Raw genomic sequence first — 23,305 nt, forward strand, 5'->3', positions numbered from 1 at the left:
TCTTAAGGCTGAGAGTTTTTATAAACATTCACCAATTGATGTGCAATTAGTTCCGAATCTAAATAATTAATATTTGCTCTTCCTTTGGTTTTATCCTCTAAATTGAGGGCTTCTTTTATTTTTTCTGAAATTTCTTTTGGATCAAATTTTGTTACAAAACAGCCTTTAGTGGATGAAATAACTTGTTTTATATCCCCCACATTAACAGCTACAATTTTACAATTGCAAGCCATTGCTTCTTTAATCACATTTGGTGATCCCTCCCAAAGACTGGTTAATAAGATAACATCAGATGCGTTAAAATAAAATGGCATTTTCTTATTAGGAATATCCACTAGTTTTTGCAATATTACCTCATCATTATCTATTAAGGAAAAAGCTTTCTTCGCCAATGCAAAATTTTTCTCAGGTCTATCAGGGTTCGCAGCAAATAAAATATGTTTCTTATTATAATCCCAGCCTGTTTCTATAATTGCCTCTGATCTAGGAATCTGCTTAAACTTTTTAAAGTTTACTCCATTAGGTATAACATTGGCTTTCTTTAATCCTGAATCATCCTTCATGTCCTGAGATTTTACAATAACTTGTTTCCAAAACAACCAGCTAAAAAGTTTGATTACATATTTTAATATTGCCGACGCCTTAACGTCACTCCCCATCAATGAAACAATCAAGGGTTTTGCACCAGCTAAGGATGCAACAATAGCGCTTAATGAGTAATGCGCGTGTACCACATCAAAATGTGTGTTTTTTAGAAATTTATTTAACGTAAAAATGTTTTTAAAATACCCTATAGCTCCTTTTCCTTTAATGGTAAAAAAAGTTACCTGATGACCTAATTCCATAATAGATTCTCCTTGATTTTTAGTCAATGAAGAAATACCGTTTTTAGAATTTCCGCTACTTACAAAAAGTATATTCATTTTGTTTACTACTTCAAAAAGGATATGATACTATCGACATATACTTTTTCGATTTCTAATTTTTCCTTTACAAATTCCCATCGCCCTTTTTTGTTAGAAAAATACCCTTTTGAGTAAGGTATACCTGCCGTTCCAAAGTACAGAGATTGAAACTCTATGATATAAAATTGTTTTCCATCATATGCTATATCTATAGAAAGATGTGGTACATTTAATTTTCGAAAAACATCGAGCGCCACATCAAACATTCCTTCTGGCGCCTCAGCATCTAAATCATATAAATAATTATCATATCCACCACCACTTGCTTTAATACCTCTTCCCTTTAATATCGGTCGTTTAAAAGTATATAGTCTATCTCCAAAAACATATACTTTCCAATCGTTTTTAAGGTTAGGAATAAAATCTTGCACAATAAACTTATCACGATAAATAGATTCTTTGATATACCCTTTATGTTTTAAAGCCCTACCATAATCCTTAGCATCTTCTAGGTAGTTCCTTTTTTGACTACTTGCTTTTACCTTAGCAATTAATTCTTGCTTACTTTTCACGAGGGCTACTCCCCTACCAGACGCCCCCTCGGATTCTTTAAAGACACAAGGAAAAGAAAGTTCTTCTATCGATCTTTCAAGATCAGACATGGAACCAAAAACTCTTGATTTTAATGGAGGCTGCATATCATAAACTTCGCGCATTAATTCCATAAACACTTTGTTATTGTTAGCTCTAAGGTGCTTATATTCTGGAAGAACTTTAGTCCCTACAAGTTCCAGTGCAAACACGACATCTTCTATATATGATTTATAGCGATATCCTATATCTTCTGAAGAGGTATAGATTACAGGAATATTTTTGATATCTTCATCCTGAACAGATATCTCGTTAAAGCATTTAAAAATTATCTCATAGTCTGAATCTTTAAAATAACTTGATAATTTATTTTTATCCATACCACTGCGGTAAGGAGTATCGAAATGCTTGGATCCAAATTTTTCTTTATAATCGGTAAGTGCTATAATTTTATTCATTAAGCAAGTATTTATTTGATTGATTAGGGTTTTGTTTTAGCGCACTTATAAGAGAAATACTCATCAATAAAGTATCTCTTTCTTTTTCATTAGTATAAGGGGAGAGTCTATCTAAAATATTGAGTACATATTTTTGATCTATCCATTCTGTTTCTTGGATTAGACTTTTAAAGTTATTCTGTTGCGCTAAGGTTCCTGAAATAATTCCAAGGTTATCCAGGTTCGTTTGTTTAACTTTTCTTTTTAATCGCTTTTTAATAAATGGGAACAAAATATTGAATAAACCAAAAGGTTCTCTTACATCTTTTGGACGATATCCCTTTCCTGTTTTTTGATGATAAATTTGAGTATTGGTTTTTTTAATAATGTCCGCATATATGTACTGACCCTTCATCCTTTTCAAAGGGTTTTCTGTAAAAAAATCGTTATTCGCACCTGCGTATTGTGTTTTTAGAAGTTCTTTTATGAAGGTATAATCCAGAAAAGGAGTTCTTACCTTGATATAGCTCATCTGGATATAAATCCATTGCCCAAAAAACTTCCTAAAAATCTCTTCAAACACAAACGTGTAGAATTGTTGGTTTGGTGTAAGGTCCTTCGGGATTGATTCTTTATAGTTAATTAATTCTTCTATTAATTCCTCTAATTCTTCGGCAAAATCTTCTCTATTAATAATCAATAAAGGCTTTGCTTTTAATATTCGATCTCTAATTTCATCTGCAGTAGTACTAGTGAAAATATCCACCAAAGCTTGTGAAGTTACAGCTCCGGTTAAATGTAATGCCCTGAACAACTCACTTCCTACGACTCCCGAAATAAGATATTTAGATTTTTTGGCTATTTCTTTAGTACTATACAAAAAATGTGAATAAATCAATCCGTTACCACTAGGGTATAAACTATTATATTCATTTGCATTTTCTATGTAATGTTCTTTAATATACTCCTTGTCCCCTAAGTCAAAATATTGATAAGGTATATTAATATCCTTAGCATTCTCTTTCGGTATTGCTACGTCCTCATTTTCTAGTTTTCCAAAAGAAAAAGTATTGAATTTTTTATCAAAATGTGTAGCGCAACTTACTAATGTTCGACCATCAAAACCACTAGTGAAAGCAATATCAAAAGTATCTTTCGGAAAATACTCTTTAGTAGTTTCTATGAATAATGCACTTATTTTATCCGCAGTTTTTGATCCTTTATAAGGTTCTTTAGTAAAAAGAGAAACCGTATCGAAATGTTTTTTGATCGTACTTTTTTCTTTAGTTAATTCTAAAAAACAATGACAAGGTGTTAGTTCTATTCCTTTATAGAGTGTTCTATTAAAGAATCCATAATTAAACAACAAACTCTCTAAAATGAACTTTTTGTCCATTTCGAATTTCTTATCTGATTTTTTACGGATATATTCTATTGAAGAGGATATATATTCAAAATCTGAGGTATGATAAAGAGGTAGAACATTTAGAAAACTGCTATATATTTTCAGGTGATTTTCTTCTATTACAATAGCATAAAAATTACCTTTCAATTTAGGAATTTGATTAACATCTATTGTAAACAATTGCTCTTTAGTCCCTATATAATCTCCAAAAACTAGTATTCTAACATCTCCTTCAAGATATTCTTCATACTTTTCTCCATCAATATTTAGATACCAAGCATCAGTTAATTTTAGTTGATGCTCCTTAGGCAATTTATCTTTTGATTTTGATATGATAAAATGATCCATCATTTATAAGAGTCCTCTGTTAGAAAGTTTAAATAAGTTCCACATTAAAATAGCTAGGAAAATGAAGCATAAGTATATTTTCCAATGCATTATTTTTTTTAGATAATTTGTAAAAATTCCATCTGCCATGAAAATGATTAAAAATGGTAATGCTAATACCTGAAATCTATCTTGAAATGAAATTCCAGAAATTGCTAGAATTAAAATATATCCTATAGAAAAGCTGGATATAAAAACAGACCCTTTATTTCTATGTTTTACAATCCTAAAAAGTCCAACAAAAACAAAAAAGTACAAACTGTTTCGTATGATCTCATTAAAAAAATGCGCATAGATTCCTAATTGAGCTTCTTCAAAATTTAATAAGGATGGAAATGGGGTAACAATTGCTCCGGCAATTAATAAAGGTGCTACAATCGCTTTGGTATAACTAATACCTCTCGATTGTGCCGCATATGACAGTTCGTTATCAAATTGATTTTGGCTAGCGGCAATAATAGTATCAACACTCTCCTTCATCCCTAATTGTTCCACAACAATATAGCTGCCATAGACCATTAAAACAGAAACACATATAGATAATATACGATAATTCTTTTTTCTAGTTTTTAGAAATATAATCTGTAGTAAAATACATATCAACAATAAAGGAGCTATTACCGTTCTAAAATATAACGTAATTGCTACCTGAAAGACAATAAGTGCTAAAATAAGCCACTTAAACCTAGCATTGTGTACTAGTTTTATTATCAAATATCCAACATTGACAATAATAAACATCAAAAAGGTTTCTTTTAGCACCATACTACTAAACCACAAGAGAGGCGGCATTAGCATCACTAAGATTCCAGATAATCTGGCTCGTTTTTCATCAAAAACATACTGCGTAATTTGATAAATCCTTATTGCTATCAAACTCCCTACAAGAATATTAAAGATTTTAACGACCAAAGGATACGCACCAAAAATATAATATAGAAAACCAATAATAACTGAAAAACCATAATCCGAAGCTCCTTTCCAAAACCCTGATAGTTCATTCTGAATGCTAATTCCCTTTTCAAGTGCTTGCTCTACCAATTCTCCCGAAATATGGTAATTTACAGAATCAATCGCACCAATTTCAAAAGGTAGACTATCCGCATCAAAAGACATCGTAAGCACATACATCGCAATTACCGCCAATGTTCTATATACGACACTATGTAAAAATAGTTTCTTTTTGAATTGTTTTGTAAATTCCCAATACTTTGCATATTGATATAAGGCTACAAAAAACAGAAATATAGTTCCTAATCCTCCTAATAGAATTAACAATGGCATCGTATATTCCGAAAACAACAATATGTGGAATAACAATACTACTATTGAAAATAGTATTGCAATACTTGAGTATGTTTTATTCCAGATCATAGCGCTTTATAAGCTTTTAAGTAAGATTGATGAACTTGATTAATCGAATATTTCTTTGAAAAAGAATCTTTCGCATTTAATTTCAACAACTTTCTTTCTTCTTCTGATAACCGTAAAAAGGTTAAAACATTGTTACAAAATGATTCTATTGTAAAATCCTTTGTAATAAATCCATTATATCCATGATTAACTACGTCCTTCATTCCTCCTGCAGGAGTAGAAATTACAGGAACTCCCAAGGATAAGGCTTCTAAAGCAACAATTGGCATTCCCTCTTCTGTAGAAACCACACATAAAGCATCTGCTTGTGTTATAAAATCAGCAGCATCATTCTGTACTCCAGAGAAAAAAATGTTTTCAGATATTCTTTTCTCTTCGCTTACGTTGCCTACCACTAAACACTTTATTTGAGGATACTTCATTTGTAAAATCTTACAGGCATCAATCAGTAATGAAACATTTTTAAATGGAGAATTATTAGCTATCATTAAAAATTTAAAATCCGTTTCCTTACATTTCAAACTTTGATTCCAATAATCTTTAACCTGCTGCTGACTTCTTAGTGGTTGATACCTTTGTATTCCGTTTTCTACATATGTAGTTTTTAATTTAGGAAAATTCAGTTTTAATTCTTCATAAATTGATCTTGACACACAAATGTGCAATACACTGTTATTTAAAAATCGTAACCTATTGCACAACCTCATAACTGGTTTCCAAATAGTAAAACTATTATGCATGGTATGCACATACTTATACTTCTTTCTTATGAATGATAATCCGTATACATAATATAGTGGATTGTGTAAATGCACATGAATGATATCGGGTCGTTCTATTTTTAAAATCCGATCTAATTCAATAAATTGAATACCACTATACTTCTTTTTCCAATCAAGCTGAATCAACTTTATTCTAGCGTTAATTTTAGAAATATAATTATGATATCCATCTGATTGCCTCAGTACAACGACTATTATTTCATCAGTCTCAGATTGTTGGTTAGCGAATTGAACCACAAAATTCTCAGCACCACCTAAATTTAAAGTTGATATGATATGTATAACTCTCAAGATGCTTTTCCTATTTTCTTTCGGATAATAGATTTTATTTCTTCATATTCGTCAAATTTCAAAAGATGCGCGCAGACTATATATCCAATTCCTACAGTACATATTCCTAATACAAGATATAATAATTGATCCTCTATAAAACTCCACAAAAAATAGCTCCCTGCAGTTAAAAATATACTAACAAAGGCATATTGTAACATGTCAATTATTTGTTTGAAACCAGAATAACCGATATATTTTCCACTATAATAAGCATATGTAAAAAAGCCTATAAATGATACTATGACATATCCCACAGCGATTATTTCTATCCCAAAACTATAGGTGATACCCAATGTTATTACAATGAGGATATTATTAATAATTTCTAATTTTAAGAATAAATCAGAACGTCCTTTTGCATTAATAAAATTAGAGTTGATCGCATTGATAGGAAAAAATATAACTCCAATTGCCAAAATTTGAAGTAAAACAACTGTTGGTAACCATTTTTCTGTTAATAACACTAGTACTAGTGGATTTGCAAAAGCTATTAAAATAGTTATCATAGGAAAAAGAAGAAAGGAAGTTAACCGAACACTTCTTTTCATAATTTTCCTAACACGTTCATCATCTTCTATAACATCTACCAATATAGGAAATGTAACATTTTGCATGATCGTTGTTACTAATGTTGCGGGAATTTGCTTAAAAAGAGTAGCTCGGGTATAATACCCTAATTCTTCAGATTTGTATATTTTACCAATTACTACTAAATATATATTTTGAAAAGCAGCATATAATAATGTAGATGCTAAAATTTTTGACCCAAAATTAAATAGTTTTTTTAAAGCGTTTATACTAAATATAAAGGAAGGTCTCCAATCATTAAAAATCCAAAACAAGACTGAAGTAGCAAAATTTCTAGATAAATATTGTAACACCAATGACCATACTCCTAAACCTGAGAGTGCACAACCAATCCCAACAAAAGCACCGATTAAGCCAGAAGTAATATTCACAATAGCTTGTGCCTTAAAATTGATTTTTTTAATCAAAATAGTTCTCTGAATGATCGCAAAAGATGAAACAATTACATTAAGGCCAACTACTTTAATAAGGTCTATCAACAAAGGCTCTTCATAAAAGTCCGCAATAAAAGGAGCTACTATATAAAGTATTCCATAAATACAGATACTTATCAAAAAGTTAAAAAAGAAGGTTGTAGAATAATCTATCTGATTTGCTTCTTTTTTTTGGATCAGAGCTCTACTGAAACCACTTTCTACAATAGCCTGAGATACGGTTATAAAAATAGTGATCATTCCTATAAGTCCATAATCTTCAGGCAATAATAAACGGGCTAATACAATTCCAAAAACAAATTGTATCAACATCGTTGATGATTTATCTACGCCACTCCAGATTACTCCGCCAACAGCTTTTTTCTTGAGGCTGGTCACTTATCCAAATAATTTAAATGTTTAATCTATGAGATTAAACATTACTTTTTAAAAGTCCATCCTTAGTAGACTTTAGAAAAGGATGATAATCATTCTTTAATTCGGAAATAGAAGCATTTCGGATATCGTGAACAATTTCTATAGATTGTCTTGCATCTTTTAGTCCATAACCATTGCCATTTAGGATTGATTTGTAACTATTTGTATGCAATTCAGTAAATCCTCCACTAAATTCAATTTCTTCTCCATTTACGGTAATTGATCGGTAAGTTCTTTTTCCTTCTTTTTTAACCTTTTCAGGAATATTATTGTAATCAATAGATAAAAACCATCGTACTCTTGCTTTCTCAAATTCTAAATATCCTGCAGCCGTATCATCGGTAAGTTTATGAACCACATTTTTAGTTACTTTACCAAATATCCATGATAACATGTCATAAAAATGCACTCCTATATTTGTTGCTATTCCTCCAGATTTAGAAACATCCCCTTTCCAAGAAGTATAATACCAATTTCCTCTAGAAGTTAGATATGTTAAGTCAATATCATATATTTTATCTTTTGGTCCTTGATCAACTTTCTTTTTTAAAGCAATAATACTTTCATGAATTCTAAGCTGCAAAATCGAATATACATTATGTTCTGATTCATTTTCAATCTCTATCAGCTGATCCACATTCCAAGGATTTATAACTATTGGTTTTTCACAAATAGCATGTGCTCCTCTTCGTAATGCCATCCTTATATGAGAATCATGAAGGTAATTAGGAGTACAGATACTAACATAATCTAATGCTATGTTTTTCCTCCTTTTTATTTTCTCTATATGCCTATCAAACCTTTCGAACTCCACAAAAAAATGAGCTTCCGGAAAATAACTATCCATAATTCCAACACTGTCGAATTTATCTAAGGCTGCGATTAAATTATTATTGGTATCCTTAATAGCTTTCAAATGACGGGGTGCGATATATCCTCCTACCCCTACAATAGCAAAGTTTTTGTTCATTTTTTTTGTTTTGAGACAGTTTTATTTTCTAATCTATATGTTTCGTTACTTTCTGGGCAAACAGACCATCCATTGGTATCAAAATTTAATCGATGTCCATATTCACTCATCCAACCTATTTGTTTTGCTGGATTACCAACTACTAGAGCATATGATTTAATAGTTTTTGTTACTACAGCACCAGCGCCTATAAAAGCATATGCGCCTATATCATGCCCGCATACAATGGTAGCATTCGCTCCAATGGAAGCACCTTTGCCGATATGAGTTTTAGTATATTGCCCTCTCCTATTAACTGCACTTCTTGGATTAATCACATTGGTAAATACGCAAGAAGGCCCCAGAAAAACATCATCATCACAGATCACTCCTGTATATACTGATACATTATTCTGAATTTTCACATTATTACCAATAATCACTTCTGGAGATATCACTACATTTTGTCCTATATTACAATTTTCTCCAATTTGACTTGAAGACATTATATGAGAAAAATGCCATATTTTGGTTCCTTTACCAATGCTACAGTTATCATCCACATAAGATGATTTGTGCACAAAATATTCTTGGTCCATTTATTATTTAGTTAAAATCATCATCCTTAAGTCTTATAATAAAACCAAGGTTATATTGAATATAATTACTTCCTACTTTACTATTATCCACTGAAAAATTTCCAGTAACCTGTCCATTAAGACGTAAACTCTCAGTAATATAGTAATTAACACCTATACCAACATTAGCCGTTGTTGCCATTTCGCCATTATAAAATCCAACGCCAACGCCAGAACTCATATACCCTTCATACATTGCTCTATACTTATTAAGATATAGATTTGTTAGGTAATATTTAAACATTCCTTCTATTCCAAAAAAATTGGTATCCTCTCTTGCTATACTTCCATTTACATTTTTACCTTCCAAAAATCTATTAAAAGATCCAGCAACTTCAAAACCATAATCATTCTTAAATCTTTTCTCTATGACAATTCTAAATGGATTACTATAATTATAGTTGTCTTTAACATCAAAAACTCCATTAATTCCTTCTCCAGAATCATAAATCACATTTAATCCAAATCCAAGAATCCAAGGATTATCATCATCAAGATATGCTTGTGAATTAACATCTATCGTCGTAAACATAAAAAAAAGACATAAGCATATGCTAACAACTTTCATCATACATTTTATTAATCATAACGTAAAGAGAACATTTATTCGTATACCTCCATAACATTTTACAGCTTTGGAATACACATATTTTTCATTACTCTGATAAGTTTATAGCAATTAGTACAACCTAAATAGACAATCATAATCAGGTTATTTTTAATCACAATTTTTCCTATATATCACGAATTTTACAATTTTCAATCTTAATACTTCTATTGCGTATTTTAAAAAGTGCTTATTATCGATCAAAACGCAAAATTTTCGTTAACTGTAAAACAAAACTAGAATTACAAACTTCATTTTATAAAAAAACAGGTTACCAAAAGGCGACCTGTTTTCTATATAAATGCTTTTAAAATTAATATGTTAAAAAATTCTATCTAATTTCAATTTTAGTAGTAAGGTTTTTGTCATCAATATTTAATTGAAGAATATATATCCCTGTTCCAAGTTGAGAAACATCAACAGTATTTACTGTATTCTTCTCTAAATTCTCTGAAATCATTTGTTTTCCTATAATATCAAAAATTTGAACAGTTCCTTTATTATATAAAAAAGGGATTTGAATATTTACTTCGGATAATACAGGGTTCGGCCAAATTCGTGTATTACTTTCATTAAATTCATCTACAGAAAGTGTATTTCCTAATCCAATACCTGCACCTCCACTAGAAGTAAACACATACAACTCTAACGCTTGATCTTCATTTCCTGATGAAGGTGTAAGCAAACCACTTGCTATAATTGTTATAGATTGCCCAATAAATCCTGATATATCCGCATTACTTTCATTAAGCACATTTGTTGTTCCTTCTTCTCTTATCTCCAAAACATAAGCTGTAGGGTCTAATGTTTGGTATCCGTCAAAATCGGTATATGAAATATTATCAACTAATTCCGCTCCATTTGTAATTGCTGTTTCGAAAATATCTACTGATGGAGTATCTGGTGATCCGTGATGTACTAAAACATCTACTTTAGTATTATCATTAGCTGCTTGTCTTGCTAAATCATATATTTCATAATTCAATGCACTAGCGCCAGAACCATTAACTAAACCATCTACCACAATAATATAATCGTTATTTTCATCTAGAGTTACTATTTCCGATAAAACTGGAATAGAAGTAGCAGTAGCATTAGCAGGTCTAACATCAATTTTGAGGTTAATTTTTGCAAACGTTTCGAAAAAAGGGCTCGCTACTCTAAAATTCACATCCTCAAATGTTAATACATTTTCTACATAAACATCTACTGGGCCAGCATCCGGACTATTATGAATCAACTGAACTGAAGCCTTAGGAACTGCAGGAATTTCTAATCCAACGCCACCTCCTCCAAGTGCACTAAACACGAATAATCCAAAATCATCTCCATCACTATTTACCGTAGGATCTAAAAATCCACTAGCAACAAGTACAACTGCATCACCAGCTAAATTAACCCCTTCTAAATCGGTTAACGTGGCATCATAAGCTTCTATAGTTTCTACAGTAGCTTCATCAGTAACCTTTATAACATAATCAATAGAAGGCAATGATTTATATCTTCCATTAGTAGTTTCAGAATTATCTCTTCCAACAAAAGTTCCATAATCAGCACTATTAAAAATTGCTGGTGCTCCCGGTGCTGCCGCTCCATCAATAATATCAATCTCTGTTGGAGCATCCACTCCTCCGTGATGCAAAACAATATCCGTATTAGAAACTCCATTTAATCCAGATTCTTGTCCAAAAGCATAACTAAAAACATCAAAAGGAATATTTGGTTCATATCCTGTGTCACTTACTATACCATCAGCAACCAAAATATATGTAAATCCATCTGCTAGGTTTAGTTGTTTGGTAAAAATAGGACTACTATTATCCACTGCATCAGGAGCAGTAATATCAATTGTTAATGCCGTATCTGTTGGAACGGTTAAAAATGGAGAAGCTGTTCGAAACATTATGTTATCCAAAGAAGCATCTGGGATACTTCCATTTACATAAATATCTACCGTGGCGGCTGCCAAATCTGGTGAATTATGTATTAACTGAACTCTCGCTGTTTGAGCGATTGTATAATTCCCTATTAACAGGAAAACAAACATAAATAGGTAAGTTGATTTTTTCATGGTTATGACGATTAGTGTGTAATAATTTACTTAACACACTCAATTTAAGGTATTTAAAAACCTTAAGCATTCGAACATTTAATAAAATTTTACCAATAAAATGTTATAAAAAACCAAATTTTAGCAAACCTCTTTGGAGTTTACCAGTAGCGTATTTATCAGAAAAACAGGATCAAGCTAATATTATAAAACAAAAAAAAGACAAGCTAAATGCTTGTCTTTTTGAGTGACCCAGGAGGGATTCAAACCCCCAACCCTCAGAGCCGAAATCTGATGCGCTATTCAGTTGCGCCACTGGGCCTATTATTTTTTTAAGACAACTTAGCTTTTACAATAGTAGAGATCGTTTTTCCATCAGCTTTACCAGTTAATTGTCCGGACGCCATTCCCATCACTTTCCCCATATCTTTCATACCAGAAGCACCAGTTTTAGCAATTATACCTACAATTACCTTTTCTATTTCTTCCTCGCTCATTTGCTCAGGTAAAAACTGCTCGATTACTTGTGCTTGATCAATTTCTGGTTGTGCTAGATCATCTCTTCCTTGTTCGGTAAAAATACTTGCACTATCCTTACGTTGTTTTACTAATTTCTGTAATAGTTTTAACTCTTGATCTTCTGTTAATTCTTCTTTTGCTCCACTTTCGGTTTGAGCTAATAAAATAGCAGATTTAATAGCACGCAATGATGTTAAAGCATTGGTATCTTTAGCTTTCATTGCTTCTTTCATGGCTGTCATTACTTTGGCCTGTAAACTCATAACTAGTGGTTTTAATCTTTTGGATTGCGAAGATAAAAAATAAACCGATAATCCATTTTAGATTATCGGTTTAGTTTATTTATTATTACTAAATTTTTGGATTCCAGTCTACACTGGAATGGCAAATATTACATCCTTTCGAACAATACTAATAGATTTTTAATCTACATTATCATGTAAAAAGGAATTGTTTTTTCGTAATTGAATATCATCATTGCTATCTGTACCTAATGAAGTTCTAGACAATTCAGACGACCCAGGCTTAGAATCTACATCTAATCCGGCACGTTTATAAGCAGGTTCTTTCTCAATATCATCAATATTAGAAGCATTATTTCTAAACTTATAATTAAACTCCTTCATTTTAGCTCTGCGTTCTGCAGCTCTAGCTTTTAGAGTTTCTGAAATCGGTTGATCTACAGGATCAGCGTTTTCTGAAGGTTCTTGTTCTGGAGTTGGAGCAACAGTCTTCTTTTCAAAAGCTACTTCCTTATCCTCCTCTATTACCTCAGCTGCAGGTTTAGCATCAGTAAGTCTTTTCTCTTCTTCCATATACTCTTCAAGACTATACTTACGAACTCCTCCCGCTACTGTTTCGCTTACTGGAACTACTTCTATAGGTTCATTTACCTCAACTTCTAAAATATCATCTGTTAGATCGAAAACAATTGGTTTTTCTTCTTCTTCCTGTTTTACAACAGGAGGTGTAGGATCAATCGCTTCTATATTTTGCTCTTCATTTCCACTTACAGGCATATCAAAAGCCAATGTAAATTGGTCTTCCTCCTTCTCCTGTTCTTCCTTAGCTAATGCTATTTCATTTGCGTCATTAACCTCTATTTGATTAATAATATCTTGAGCATTAATAATCACAAAATCACTATCTACGGAGAAAGGGCTTACCTCTTCATGATCTACAACATCTATATTCTTTAAAAATTCTGTTGTCGGTAATAACAAAGATTCATTAATGTCCTCTTCCTCTTCTTCTATTAACTCATGTTTAATAATTATCGGTTCTTCCTTAACCACTTCTTTTTGTGGTACAGGAGTTATCTCAGGAGTACTTTTAGAAGTTGATTTAGGTGTTAAATCTTGGGTTGTTGCTCTTTGTTCTTCTTCTAATGTATGAATTATTCTTTTTGTTTCAGTATTAACAATTTCATCTTGTTGTTCTACATCAAAACCGGTCGCAATAACAGTTACAGAAATTGCATCTTCTAATGACTCATCTTCTCCAACTCCCATAATGATGTTGGCACCATGACCAGCTTCTTGTTGAATATGATCATTAATTTCTCCAATTTCATCAATAGTAATTTCTTCTTTTCCAGAAACAATTAGCAATAATACATTTTTAGCTCCTGTAATTTTATTATCATTAAGTAATGGTGAATCCAATGCTTTTACAATAGCATCGTGAGCACGTTTAGCTCCTGAGGCATTAGCAGACCCCATTATTGCTGTACCACTATTACTAAGTACTGTTTTTGCATCACGTAAATCTATATTCTGCGTATAGTGATGTGTTATTACTTCTGCAATTCCTCTAGATGCTGTAGCTAATACCTCATCTGCTTTAGAGAAACCTGCTTTAAAACCTAAGTTACCATATACTTCTCGTAGTTTATTATTATTAATAACAACTAAAGAATCTACGTGCGCACGAAGTTTTTCTACACCTAACTGTGCTTGTTCATTACGCATTTTTCCTTCGAACTGAAACGGAATAGTAACAATCCCTACCGTTAGAATATCTAACTCTCTTGCCATTTTAGCAATAATAGGCGCCGCACCTGTTCCTGTTCCTCCACCCATACCAGCAGTGATAAAAATCATTTTGGTATTGGTGTCTAACATTCGTTTTATCTCTTCATAACTCTCTACAGCTGATTGCTCACCCACTTCTGGATTTGCACCAGCTCCTAATCCTTCTGTAAGAGACACTCCCAACTGTATCTTATTCGGAATAGGACTATTTTCTAATGCTTGCGCATCTGTATTACAAATAACGAAATCAACTCCTTTGATCCCCTGCTGGAACATATGATTAATGGCATTACTACCACCTCCTCCAACTCCAATAACTTTAATTACATTTGATTGATTCTTGGGTAAATCAAAAGAAATGTTTTCGAACTCCTCGTTGTCACTCATAATTGCTAATTTTCTTGTTCTCTTACTTTTATTTTTAAATATCTTAATTTTTTATTCTAAAAAGAGGCTTACTTATCTACATCTTCAACGCTCGGTTTTACTCTGCGTTATCAAGAAACTCCTTGAACTTTTCCGTCCATTTCTCCAGAATATTTTTTCTAGGTCTGCTATCAACTACTGGCTTTTCTTCCTCGATACCTTCTCCCTCAATAGTTGCTGTTTCTTCTTTCTGCTCCTCTTCTACTACAGCTTCTTTTACCGCTGCTTTTTTCTGTTTACTAATATGTACAAGACTATCCATAACCAAACCAACTGCTGTCGCATACATTGGACTTGTAGTTTCTGGATCACTATTACCTGCTAAATGCTCATTTGGATATCCAATTCTGGTATCCATACCTGTTATATATTCTACTAGTTGTTTTAGATGTTTTAATTGTGATCCTCCACCTGTTAATACAATTCCTGCAATTAACTTTTTCTTTGGTGACTCATGACCATAATTTTTTATTTCTAAAAAAACCTGTTCTATAATCTCCACTACACGGGCATGAATAATTTTAGATAAATTTTTTAACGTAATCTCTTTTGGTTCTCTTCCTCTTAATCCTGGAATGGAAACTATTTCATTGTCCTTATTTTCTCCTGGCCAAGCAGATCCAAATTTAATTTTAAGCAGTTCTGCTTGTTTTTCTATAATGGAACAACCTTCTTTTATATCCTCGGTTATTACGTTCCCTCCAAACGGTATAACCGCTGTATGACGTATAATTCCATCTTTAAAAATTGCTAGATCTGTAGTTCCACCTCCTATATCAATTAATGCTACACCTGCTTCTTTTTCTTCTTGACTTAACACAGCGTTTGCAGAAGCTAGCGGCTCTAACGTAACATCCGATAATTCTAATCCAGAACTTTTGACACACCTTCCGATATTACGAATAGAAGTTACCTGACCAACTACCACGTGGAAATTAGCCTCTAAACGCCCACCATACATTCCAACAGGTTCTTTTATTTCTGCCTGCCCATCGACTTTATATTCTTGCGGAAGTACATGCAATATTTCTTCTCCTGGTAGCATTACCAGTTTATGAACCTGATTACAAAGTGTATCAATATCATCTTCATCAATAACCGCATCTGCATTAGGACGTGTGATATAATCACTATGCTGTAAACTTCTTATGTGTTGACCAGCTATTCCTACTGTTACTTCACTTATTTTTACTCCAGAAACACTTTCTGCTTCCTGAACCGCTTGTTGTATAGATTGTATTGTTTGTGTAATATTATTTACTACGCCACGATGTACCCCAAGGCTTTTGGACTTACCAACACCTAAAACTTCCATCTTTCCATACTCATTATACCGCCCGACCATAGCAACAATCTTAGTTGTTCCTATATCTAATCCTACCGCTATTTCATGTTCTTCTCTTGCCATATTGGTATCATTTTATTGTACACACAACTTGATTCCTAAACTGTAAACTAACTTTCTTATATTTTTCTAAGCTTTTATCTTTTAAAGCTTTTTGATAAAAGGCTTTAAAATTTCTAACCTTACTACCTAAATTTTCAATTTTTCCAAAAACTACGTCGAAATCATAAACACGCAATCCTAATTCATAATGTCCGCTTACATTTCGATAAACACTCACTACGTGTTTTTTTAAAAACTCATCTTTCTGAATTTTTCGTAATAATGGAAAAACTTCTGAAACTTCTCGTTCTGAAACATTGCTTACTAGAGGAACATGAGCTGAATAATTATCCGATAATGGCATCGTATTTCCAGTAACATCAACATAAAAAGGAATAACCGCATTTACCCTAGCTATTGGAGTACGCTGTTTAATTCTCGCCTTAAGTTGCCCGTTTACTGTAAGATACACATCTGAATCTTCTATCATTTTGTGTGTATCCAGCCCCTTCTCTACAATATTCAAAACTAAAATTTCTTTACCTACATCCGTCACCCCTACCTGATTTTGTATTAACAATTTATTAACCGTTAATTCATTTATGTAAGGATTCTGTTCTTCAACGAATTCTATTTCTACTTCTTTTATCTTTCTTTTCTCGTTTCTACCCCCTGTAAAAGCAAAAAGAAATATGATCAATCCAACGAGACCAATAAACTTTGCGTATGTTAAAATCTTCTTCATACCGTCAACAATGCTTCTTTTATAACACTTACTTCTTCTCCTATATCCCCTGCTCCAATTGTGGTAATCACCTGAGCATTACTTTTCAAAATTTCATCTACTAAATGATTCTTTTTTACTAATTTTTTATCGTCGAGATGTATCATTTCTAATAACCATTCTGAAGTCACCCCATCTATTGGCAATTCTCTAGCAGGGTATATATCTAACAATAATAATTGATCAAATTGCCCTAAGCTTTCTGCAAACTCTAATCCAAAATCTTTTGTTCTGGTAAACAAATGTGGTTGAAAAATTGCCAAAACTTTTTTTCCTGGATGCATTTCTCTTATCGCTTGATGTAATGCATTAATCTCTGTAGGATGATGTGCATAATCGTCTACAAATACAAGATCATCGGATTTAATTTGATAGCTAAAACGTCTTTGAACTCCTTTAAAAGAAAATAAAGCCTTTGCTAAGGCAGCGGTCGGGGAGCCGTAAAGCATTGCCATAGCAAAGGCTGTGATAGCATTTAACAAGTTATGTTTACCTGGCAGGTTTAAATGCAAATCCTTAATAACTTGAGTTGGTGTTTTTAAGTCAAAAATATAGGTCCCATTATCAATCTTAATATTTTGAGCACAATAATCAGCTCCATCTTCTACCCCAAATGTACTGCCCGATAAAGGCAAACCATTACAGACTAAAAGATGATCCTTCGCTCTAGAAGAAAACTCAATAAAGGATTCTTCTAATGCATTTGCTTCTTTATAAATATCAAGATGATCAGCGTCCATAGAGGTAACAGCTACAACATCTGGATACAACTGTAAAAACGACCTATCAAATTCATCTGCTTCTACCACTACCACATCATTTCCTTCTAGAACTAGGTTCGAATTATAGTTCTCACTTATGCCGCCTAAAAAAGCGGTAACTTTTGCTCCACTCGCTTTTAATAAATGTGCTAAAATAGCAGTTGTTGTTGTTTTTCCATGAGTTCCAGCCACTGCTAACGTATACGTTCCTTGAGTAATAACACCTAAAACTTCTGCTCTCTTTTTAATTACAAAATCATTACTCTTTAGATGATTTAATTCTGAATGAGTAATAGGAATTGCAGGAGTATAGACAACCAATGTTTCCTTAACATTTAAAAATGAGTTTGGAATTGCCTTGATATCATCTTCGAAATGAATAGAAATTCCTAGATCTTCTAAATCTGATGTTATTTGTGTGGAGGTTTTATCATACCCTGCCACATTTTTTCCTAAAAACTTAAAATATCGAGCAAGCGCACTCATACCGATACCACCGATACCGATAAAATATATATTCTTTATATCTTTTAGTTCTTTACTCATTATTCAACCTAACCATTATCTTTTCTAATTAGTTGCTCTATTTCATCAACTATATCTTTCGTAGCATTTGGTAATGCCATTTTTTTTATTGCGTGTGTTAACTTAATTTGCATTGCCTCTGATGACAGTAATTGAGAAACAGTTTTCTGAAACTTTTCATCTAGCTCAATTTCTTTTAACATCTTAGCCCCATTTTTACTTACGATTGCATCAGCATTTTTAGTCTGATGATCCTCAGCTACGTTTGGAGAAGGAATAAACAAAGTTGGTTTTGCTACAATACATAATTCTGAAACAGAACTAGCTCCAGCTCTAGAAACAATTACATCAGCTGCCGCATATGCCAAGTCCATGGTATCTAGAAATTGGTGAACCTGAACATCTTTATTACCATCGTATTTTCTATATTCATCGTAGTACAACTTTCCACATTGCCAAAGTATTTGAACTCCTTTTTCCTCAAAAAACATCAATTCTTTCTCTACTAATTGATTCACTCTCCTAGCTCCAAGACTTCCTCCGATCACCAAAATTGTTTTCTTTTCAGAATCTAAATTATATTTAACAATCGCATTCTCTCTTTTACTTTTAATTTCTAACAAATCTTGCCGAACCGGATTGCCTGTTTTCACTATTTTATCTTTAGGAAAAAAGCGATCCATATTATCGTAAGCAACACATATTTTATTAGCCCCTTTTGCTAACCATTTATTCGTAATACCTGGATAAGAATTTTGTTCCTGAAGCACTGTTGGGATTTTTGCTGAATTTGCTTTCTTTAACAAAGGTCCACTTGCAAATCCACCTGTACCTATTACTACATCAGGAGCAAACTTTTTAATAATCTTTTTTGATTTCCAAAGACTACTCAACAACTTAAAAGGAAACAACAAATTACTCAATGATAATTTACGTTGGATACCACTTATCCACAATCCCTCTATCTCATAACCCGCTTCTGGAACCTTTTGCATTTCCATACGATCCTTAGCTCCTACAAATAATATAGCCGCTTCTGGGTACCTAGCCTTTAATTCATTAGCTATAGAAATTGCAGGATAAATATGTCCTCCTGTTCCTCCACCTGATAATATGATTCTTGGTTGTTGTTTCATATTGCTTCGCTCAACACCTCTAACGGGTTTTGTTCTTTAGTATCTAGATTATCTTTTACAGTATCATCAGTAGTTCCTTCTTCTTCTGACACACTTCTTTTACTACTTATACTTAACACCATACCTATTGCCATACAAGTCATCCAAATTGATGTCCCTCCGCTACTAACCAAAGGAAGGGTCTGACCTGTAACTGGAAACAATTCTACAGCAACGGCCATATTAATTAATGCTTGAAATACGATGGGCAATCCTACACCTATTACTAATAATTTCCCAAAAACATCTTCACTTTTATGGGCGACAATAACCAATCTAAACAACAACATTAAGTAAAGAAACATTAGAAAAACTCCTCCAACTAATCCCCACTCTTCTATAATAATTGCATAAATAAAATCCGAAGAAGATTGTGGCAAAAAATTTCTTTGCACACTTTTGCCAGGACCTTGACCTATTACTCCGCCTCTTGCAATAGCTATTTTTGCTCGTTCTATCTGATAATCTTCTGGCGTATCCTTATCATTAAAAAAGTTTTCTGCTCTACTTACCCAAGTATCAACCCTATTAGGAAAAGCATCCGGAAACGCTTTTGCGGTAAGAATAAAGAATGTTAGTGCTAACAAACCTGTTCCTAATACAACCACAATATGTTTCATTGGATATCCTCCCAAAAAAACCAACATGATTACCATAGAAAAAATAATGGCAGCAGTAGAAAAATTAGCAGGTAAAATCAACATCAAAATGACAAATACAGGCAACCAAAGCGGTATTAACGACTCTTTAAAAGTTATTTTTTTATCTCTTATTTTAGATAAATATCTCGCCACATAAGCCATCAACACAACCGCAGCTAAGGTGGAAGTTTGAAAAGTAACACCAACAAATGGCAAACGAATCCATCTACTTGCATTAGCACCTCCGATAGTATTATTCTGAGCCATAGTAAACAACAACAAGACTACAACAACTGGCAACATAATAATCGAAAGTCCTTTAAAATAATGATATGGGATCTTATGGACCCAATACATAATTCCAAACCCTAAAAGCAAATGTGCAAAATGCTTTACCAAAAACACAAAGGTGTTTCCATTCCCATATAAATATGCTAAGTTACTACTCGCACTATAAACAGGTAGAAAAGAAAATAATGCCAACAGAGCAACGATTGCCCATATTACCTTATCCCCTTTTATATTTCTTAAAACCTTTGTCACTTTATATTTCTATTATTTTAATATTACAATTCTCGAACTGCCTCTTTAAACTGTCTACCACGTTCTTCATAGTTTTTAAAAAGATCAAAACTTGCGCAAGCAGGCGATAATAAAACATTTTCGTTTCGTTCCGCAATCTTATACGCCATATTCACAGCTTCTTTCATAGACTGCGTCTCTACAATATTATCTACGCAATTACCAAAAGCATTAATTATTTTAGAATTATCTACTCCAAGACAAATAATTGCTTTTACTTTTTCGTTAACCAAAGGATACAACTCTGTATAATCATTTCCTTTATCAACACCTCCAACTATCCAAACTGTCGCAGACTTCATGGCATCTAATGCATAAAAAGTAGCATTAACATTTGTGGCCTTCGAATCATTCACGTATTGAACATTATTAATTTTCAATACATTCTCTAATCGATGCTCTACTCCATGAAAATTCTCAAGACATTCTCGTATAGTAGTCTTTCTTATTTTCAATAATTGTGATACAGTGGCAGCAGCCATAGCATTTTTCACATTGTGATTTCCTTTTAATGCTAAATCTTTTGTTGGCATAGTAAATTCGTTGTTGTCTATTGTTATTGTTATTTTTTCTCCTTCCAAATACGCTCCATTTTCTACTTTATTTCTTAAAGAAAATGGTAGCAATCTTGAACGAACAGGATGTTTTTCTATATACTTTTTGATTACTTCATCATCTCCATCATAAATAAAATAATCCCGCTCTGTTTGATTCATCGTAATCCTAAATTTTGAAGCGATATAATTCTCAAATTTATAATCATATCTATCCAAATGATCAGGAGTTATATTAGTCAGTACAGCAATATGAGGCGCAAAATCTTTAATACCATCAAGCTGAAAACTACTTAGTTCTAGCACATAACATGGAGCATCATGTTCTACAACTTGTTTAGCAAAACTATCTCCAATATTTCCTGCTATATTCACATCTATCCCTCCATTTTTAAGCACATGATGTGTAAGCATTGTGGTAGTAGTTTTTCCATTACTTCCAGTTATACCTACAATTTTTGCAGATGTAAATTCTGAAGCAAATTCAATCTCTGAAATTACTGGAACTCCATTTTGATGTAGTTTTTTTATCAACTCTACCTTATCCGGGATTCCAGGGCTTTTCATGACTACATCGGCAGTAAGAATTTTATCTTCTGTATGCTTTTGCTCTTCCCATTCAATTTCAAAACTTCTAAGAACGTTTTTATAATGATCTGTAATTATTCCTTTATCAGAAACAAATACCTTAAACCCTTCTTTTTTACCAAGAATAGCCGTTCCAACCCCACTTTCTCCTGCTCCCAATACAACTAGTCTTTTCACCTTATCTAACTTTTAAAGTAATCACCGCTATAATTGCCAGAAAGATTCCAATAATCCAAAATCTAGCTACAATCTTACTTTCATGAATTCCTTTTTTCTGATAGTGATGATGCAATGGTGACATTAGAAATATTCTACGTCCCTCCCCATATTTTTTTCTTGTATACTTAAACCAACTCACTTGCATCATTACAGATACGACTTCTATAAAAAAGATTCCACATACAATAGGGATCAAAAACTCTTTTCTGATAGCAATCGCGATCACAGCTATTATTCCTCCTATTGTTAAACTCCCCGTATCGCCCATGAAGACCTGAGCTGGATATGTATTATACCATAAGAAACCTACTAAAGCACCGGCAAACGCAGCAATATAAATGGTCATTTCACCAGAATTTGGTATATACATAACATTTAAATAATCCGAAAAGACGATATTACCAGATACCCAAGCAAACAATGCTAGTGTGAGCACAATAATTGCAGATGACCCCGCTGCTAACCCATCAATTCCGTCGGTTAGATTAGCGCCATTAGACACTGCTGTCACAATAATAATTACGATTGGTATAAACACCAACCAAGCATACTTACCTAAATCAGGGCTAATCCAAGTAATTAAACTTGAGTAATCAAATTCATTATTCTTAAAAAAAGGAATTGTAGTTTTTGTAGATTTAAATGCAGGATTAAAATCCGATTCTCCATCTACATTAGTAATTTGTGCAATATCTGCTCCAGGTTTCTCTTCTTTAATAGTGATATCTTCGTGGAAATACATTGTACAGCCTACTATAAGACCTAGACCGACTTGACCGATAACTTTAAACCTACCTGCTAAACCTTCTTTATCCTTCTTTTTAATTTTTAAATAATCATCAGTAAACCCTATAACACCCATCCATAAAGTAGTAATAATCAACAAAATGATATAGATATTATCCAGCTTAGCAAAAAGTAATGCAGGAACAAGTGTGGCTAAAATTATTATTATCCCACCCATTGTTGGCGTACCTGCTTTTTCTGCTTGCCCTTCTAACCCAAGCTCTCTGATACTTTCCCCCATTTGTTTTTTTCTCAAAAAATCAATGATACGTTTACCATATATAGTAGAGATCAATAGCGATAAAATAATTGCCATGGCAGCTCTAAATGTGATAAACTGAAACAAAGATGCTCCAGGAAACTGGTACTCATTTTCTAAATATTGAAATAAATAATATAACATATGTATCTTTACCTTTTACCCTAAT

Annotated in this window: 19 protein-coding genes and 1 tRNA gene; all 20 read right to left on the bottom strand. The window is 32.7% G+C overall.

Translation table 11 applies throughout. The features are described 5' to 3' along the window. Nucleotides 1-2 precede the first annotated feature (2 nt). The 20 genes from J8L88_RS09040 to mraY all read right to left on the bottom strand — a co-directional run bounded on the left by J8L88_RS09040 (nucleotide 3) and on the right by mraY (nucleotide 23,280). The gene (locus J8L88_RS09040) at nucleotides 3-923 is read right to left on the bottom strand and encodes a glycosyltransferase (RefSeq protein ID WP_118389206.1); all 921 of its coding nucleotides are present in this window, start codon (nucleotides 921-923) and stop codon (nucleotides 3-5) included. Nucleotides 924-931: 8 nt separating this feature from the next. Continuing rightward, on the bottom strand, nucleotides 932-1,954 hold the full coding sequence (locus J8L88_RS09045; RefSeq protein ID WP_211060570.1) for a RimK family alpha-L-glutamate ligase: 1,023 nt from the start codon (nucleotides 1,952-1,954) through the stop codon (nucleotides 932-934). Continuing rightward, the gene (locus tag J8L88_RS09050; RefSeq protein WP_211060571.1) at nucleotides 1,947-3,689 is read right to left on the bottom strand and encodes a hypothetical protein; all 1,743 of its coding nucleotides are present in this window, start codon (nucleotides 3,687-3,689) and stop codon (nucleotides 1,947-1,949) included. Before J8L88_RS09050 ends, J8L88_RS09045 begins: the two co-directional genes overlap by 8 nt. Beyond that, on the bottom strand, nucleotides 3,690-5,099 hold the full coding sequence (locus J8L88_RS09055) for a glycosyltransferase family 39 protein (protein ID WP_035086862.1): 1,410 nt from the start codon (nucleotides 5,097-5,099) through the stop codon (nucleotides 3,690-3,692). After that, nucleotides 5,096-6,172: a glycosyltransferase gene (locus J8L88_RS09060; protein WP_211060572.1), complete on the bottom strand. Its 1,077-nt coding sequence runs from the start codon at nucleotides 6,170-6,172 to the stop codon at nucleotides 5,096-5,098. The genes J8L88_RS09055 and J8L88_RS09060 overlap by 4 nt, the downstream gene beginning before the upstream one ends. Beyond that, the gene (locus tag J8L88_RS23755; protein WP_027395893.1) at nucleotides 6,169-7,614 is read right to left on the bottom strand and encodes a lipopolysaccharide biosynthesis protein; all 1,446 of its coding nucleotides are present in this window, start codon (nucleotides 7,612-7,614) and stop codon (nucleotides 6,169-6,171) included. The genes J8L88_RS09060 and J8L88_RS23755 overlap by 4 nt, the downstream gene beginning before the upstream one ends. Nucleotides 7,615-7,648: 34 nt before the next feature. Further along, the gene (locus J8L88_RS09070; RefSeq protein ID WP_027395894.1) at nucleotides 7,649-8,623 is read right to left on the bottom strand and encodes a Gfo/Idh/MocA family protein; all 975 of its coding nucleotides are present in this window, start codon (nucleotides 8,621-8,623) and stop codon (nucleotides 7,649-7,651) included. Beyond that, nucleotides 8,620-9,201 (bottom strand): acyltransferase, encoded by a 582-nt coding sequence (locus J8L88_RS09075; protein WP_027395895.1) that lies wholly within the window; start codon nucleotides 9,199-9,201, stop codon nucleotides 8,620-8,622. The genes J8L88_RS09070 and J8L88_RS09075 overlap by 4 nt, the downstream gene beginning before the upstream one ends. A gap of 7 nt (nucleotides 9,202-9,208) precedes the next feature. Continuing rightward, a complete protein-coding gene (locus J8L88_RS09080; protein WP_027395896.1) occupies nucleotides 9,209-9,772 on the bottom strand; it encodes a hypothetical protein in 564 nt (187 codons plus the stop codon). A gap of 406 nt (nucleotides 9,773-10,178) precedes the next feature. After that, nucleotides 10,179-11,918: a DUF4397 domain-containing protein gene (locus tag J8L88_RS09085; protein ID WP_211060573.1), complete on the bottom strand. Its 1,740-nt coding sequence runs from the start codon at nucleotides 11,916-11,918 to the stop codon at nucleotides 10,179-10,181. 227 nt (nucleotides 11,919-12,145) lie between these two features. Then, nucleotides 12,146-12,219, bottom strand: a tRNA-Arg gene (locus tag J8L88_RS09090). 10 nt (nucleotides 12,220-12,229) lie between these two features. Next, nucleotides 12,230-12,679, bottom strand: coding sequence for a GatB/YqeY domain-containing protein (locus J8L88_RS09095; protein ID WP_211060574.1), 450 nt, complete (start codon nucleotides 12,677-12,679; stop codon nucleotides 12,230-12,232). 159 nt (nucleotides 12,680-12,838) lie between these two features. Then, a complete protein-coding gene (gene ftsZ / locus J8L88_RS09100; protein ID WP_118389163.1) occupies nucleotides 12,839-14,836 on the bottom strand; it encodes a cell division protein FtsZ in 1,998 nt (665 codons plus the stop codon). Between the two features lie 97 nt (nucleotides 14,837-14,933). Next, complete coding sequence (gene ftsA / locus J8L88_RS09105; RefSeq protein ID WP_118389161.1) at nucleotides 14,934-16,283, bottom strand: cell division protein FtsA; 1,350 nt, start codon at nucleotides 16,281-16,283, stop codon at nucleotides 14,934-14,936. A 7-nt stretch (nucleotides 16,284-16,290) separates the two neighbouring features. Then, nucleotides 16,291-17,007: a cell division protein FtsQ/DivIB gene (locus J8L88_RS09110; RefSeq protein WP_027393122.1), complete on the bottom strand. Its 717-nt coding sequence runs from the start codon at nucleotides 17,005-17,007 to the stop codon at nucleotides 16,291-16,293. Further along, nucleotides 17,004-18,353 carry a UDP-N-acetylmuramate--L-alanine ligase gene (gene murC, locus J8L88_RS09115; protein ID WP_211060575.1) on the bottom strand — a complete coding sequence of 450 codons (1,350 nt, stop codon included), beginning with the start codon at nucleotides 18,351-18,353 and terminating at the stop codon, nucleotides 17,004-17,006. Before murC ends, J8L88_RS09110 begins: the two co-directional genes overlap by 4 nt. Before the next feature lie 8 nt (nucleotides 18,354-18,361). Beyond that, nucleotides 18,362-19,468: an undecaprenyldiphospho-muramoylpentapeptide beta-N-acetylglucosaminyltransferase gene (gene murG / locus J8L88_RS09120; RefSeq protein ID WP_027393120.1), complete on the bottom strand. Its 1,107-nt coding sequence runs from the start codon at nucleotides 19,466-19,468 to the stop codon at nucleotides 18,362-18,364. Beyond that, nucleotides 19,465-20,691, bottom strand: coding sequence for an FtsW/RodA/SpoVE family cell cycle protein (locus J8L88_RS09125; protein ID WP_027393119.1), 1,227 nt, complete (start codon nucleotides 20,689-20,691; stop codon nucleotides 19,465-19,467). The genes murG and J8L88_RS09125 overlap by 4 nt, the downstream gene beginning before the upstream one ends. Nucleotides 20,692-20,714: 23 nt before the next feature. Then, complete coding sequence (gene murD, locus J8L88_RS09130; RefSeq protein ID WP_118389159.1) at nucleotides 20,715-22,049, bottom strand: UDP-N-acetylmuramoyl-L-alanine--D-glutamate ligase; 1,335 nt, start codon at nucleotides 22,047-22,049, stop codon at nucleotides 20,715-20,717. Nucleotide 22,050: 1 nt separating this feature from the next. Beyond that, complete coding sequence (gene mraY / locus J8L88_RS09135; protein ID WP_027393117.1) at nucleotides 22,051-23,280, bottom strand: phospho-N-acetylmuramoyl-pentapeptide-transferase; 1,230 nt, start codon at nucleotides 23,278-23,280, stop codon at nucleotides 22,051-22,053. Nucleotides 23,281-23,305 lie beyond the last annotated feature (25 nt).

Origin of the sequence: Aquimarina sp. MMG015, assembly GCF_018100855.1 — a bacterium.
Taxonomy (GTDB): domain Bacteria; phylum Bacteroidota; class Bacteroidia; order Flavobacteriales; family Flavobacteriaceae; genus Aquimarina; species Aquimarina latercula.

Excerpts from the sequence above, each read along its gene's own strand:
- J8L88_RS09045 (WP_211060570.1), bottom strand. The coding sequence starts at position 1,954 with ATGAATAAAATTATAGCACTTACCGATTATAAAGAAAAATTTGGATCC.
- J8L88_RS09110 (WP_027393122.1), bottom strand. The coding sequence starts at position 17,007 with ATGAAGAAGATTTTAACATACGCAAAGTTTATTGGTCTCGTTGGATTG.
- ftsA (WP_118389161.1), bottom strand. The coding sequence starts at position 16,283 with ATGGCAAGAGAAGAACATGAAATAGCGGTAGGATTAGATATAGGAACA.
- mraY (WP_027393117.1), bottom strand. The coding sequence starts at position 23,280 with ATGTTATATTATTTATTTCAATATTTAGAAAATGAGTACCAGTTTCCT.
- murC (WP_211060575.1), bottom strand. The coding sequence starts at position 18,353 with ATGAGTAAAGAACTAAAAGATATAAAGAATATATATTTTATCGGTATC.
- J8L88_RS09055 (WP_035086862.1), bottom strand. The coding sequence starts at position 5,099 with ATGATCTGGAATAAAACATACTCAAGTATTGCAATACTATTTTCAATA.
- J8L88_RS09085 (WP_211060573.1), bottom strand. The coding sequence starts at position 11,918 with ATGAAAAAATCAACTTACCTATTTATGTTTGTTTTCCTGTTAATAGGG.
- ftsZ (WP_118389163.1), bottom strand. The coding sequence starts at position 14,836 with ATGAGTGACAACGAGGAGTTCGAAAACATTTCTTTTGATTTACCCAAG.
- J8L88_RS09075 (WP_027395895.1), bottom strand. The coding sequence starts at position 9,201 with ATGGACCAAGAATATTTTGTGCACAAATCATCTTATGTGGATGATAAC.
- J8L88_RS09050 (WP_211060571.1), bottom strand. The coding sequence starts at position 3,689 with ATGATGGATCATTTTATCATATCAAAATCAAAAGATAAATTGCCTAAG.
- murG (WP_027393120.1), bottom strand. The coding sequence starts at position 19,468 with ATGAAACAACAACCAAGAATCATATTATCAGGTGGAGGAACAGGAGGA.
- J8L88_RS09080 (WP_027395896.1), bottom strand. The coding sequence starts at position 9,772 with ATGTTTACGACGATAGATGTTAATTCACAAGCATATCTTGATGATGAT.
- J8L88_RS09040 (WP_118389206.1), bottom strand. The coding sequence starts at position 923 with ATGAATATACTTTTTGTAAGTAGCGGAAATTCTAAAAACGGTATTTCT.
- J8L88_RS09070 (WP_027395894.1), bottom strand. The coding sequence starts at position 8,623 with ATGAACAAAAACTTTGCTATTGTAGGGGTAGGAGGATATATCGCACCC.
- J8L88_RS09095 (WP_211060574.1), bottom strand. The coding sequence starts at position 12,679 with ATGAGTTTACAGGCCAAAGTAATGACAGCCATGAAAGAAGCAATGAAA.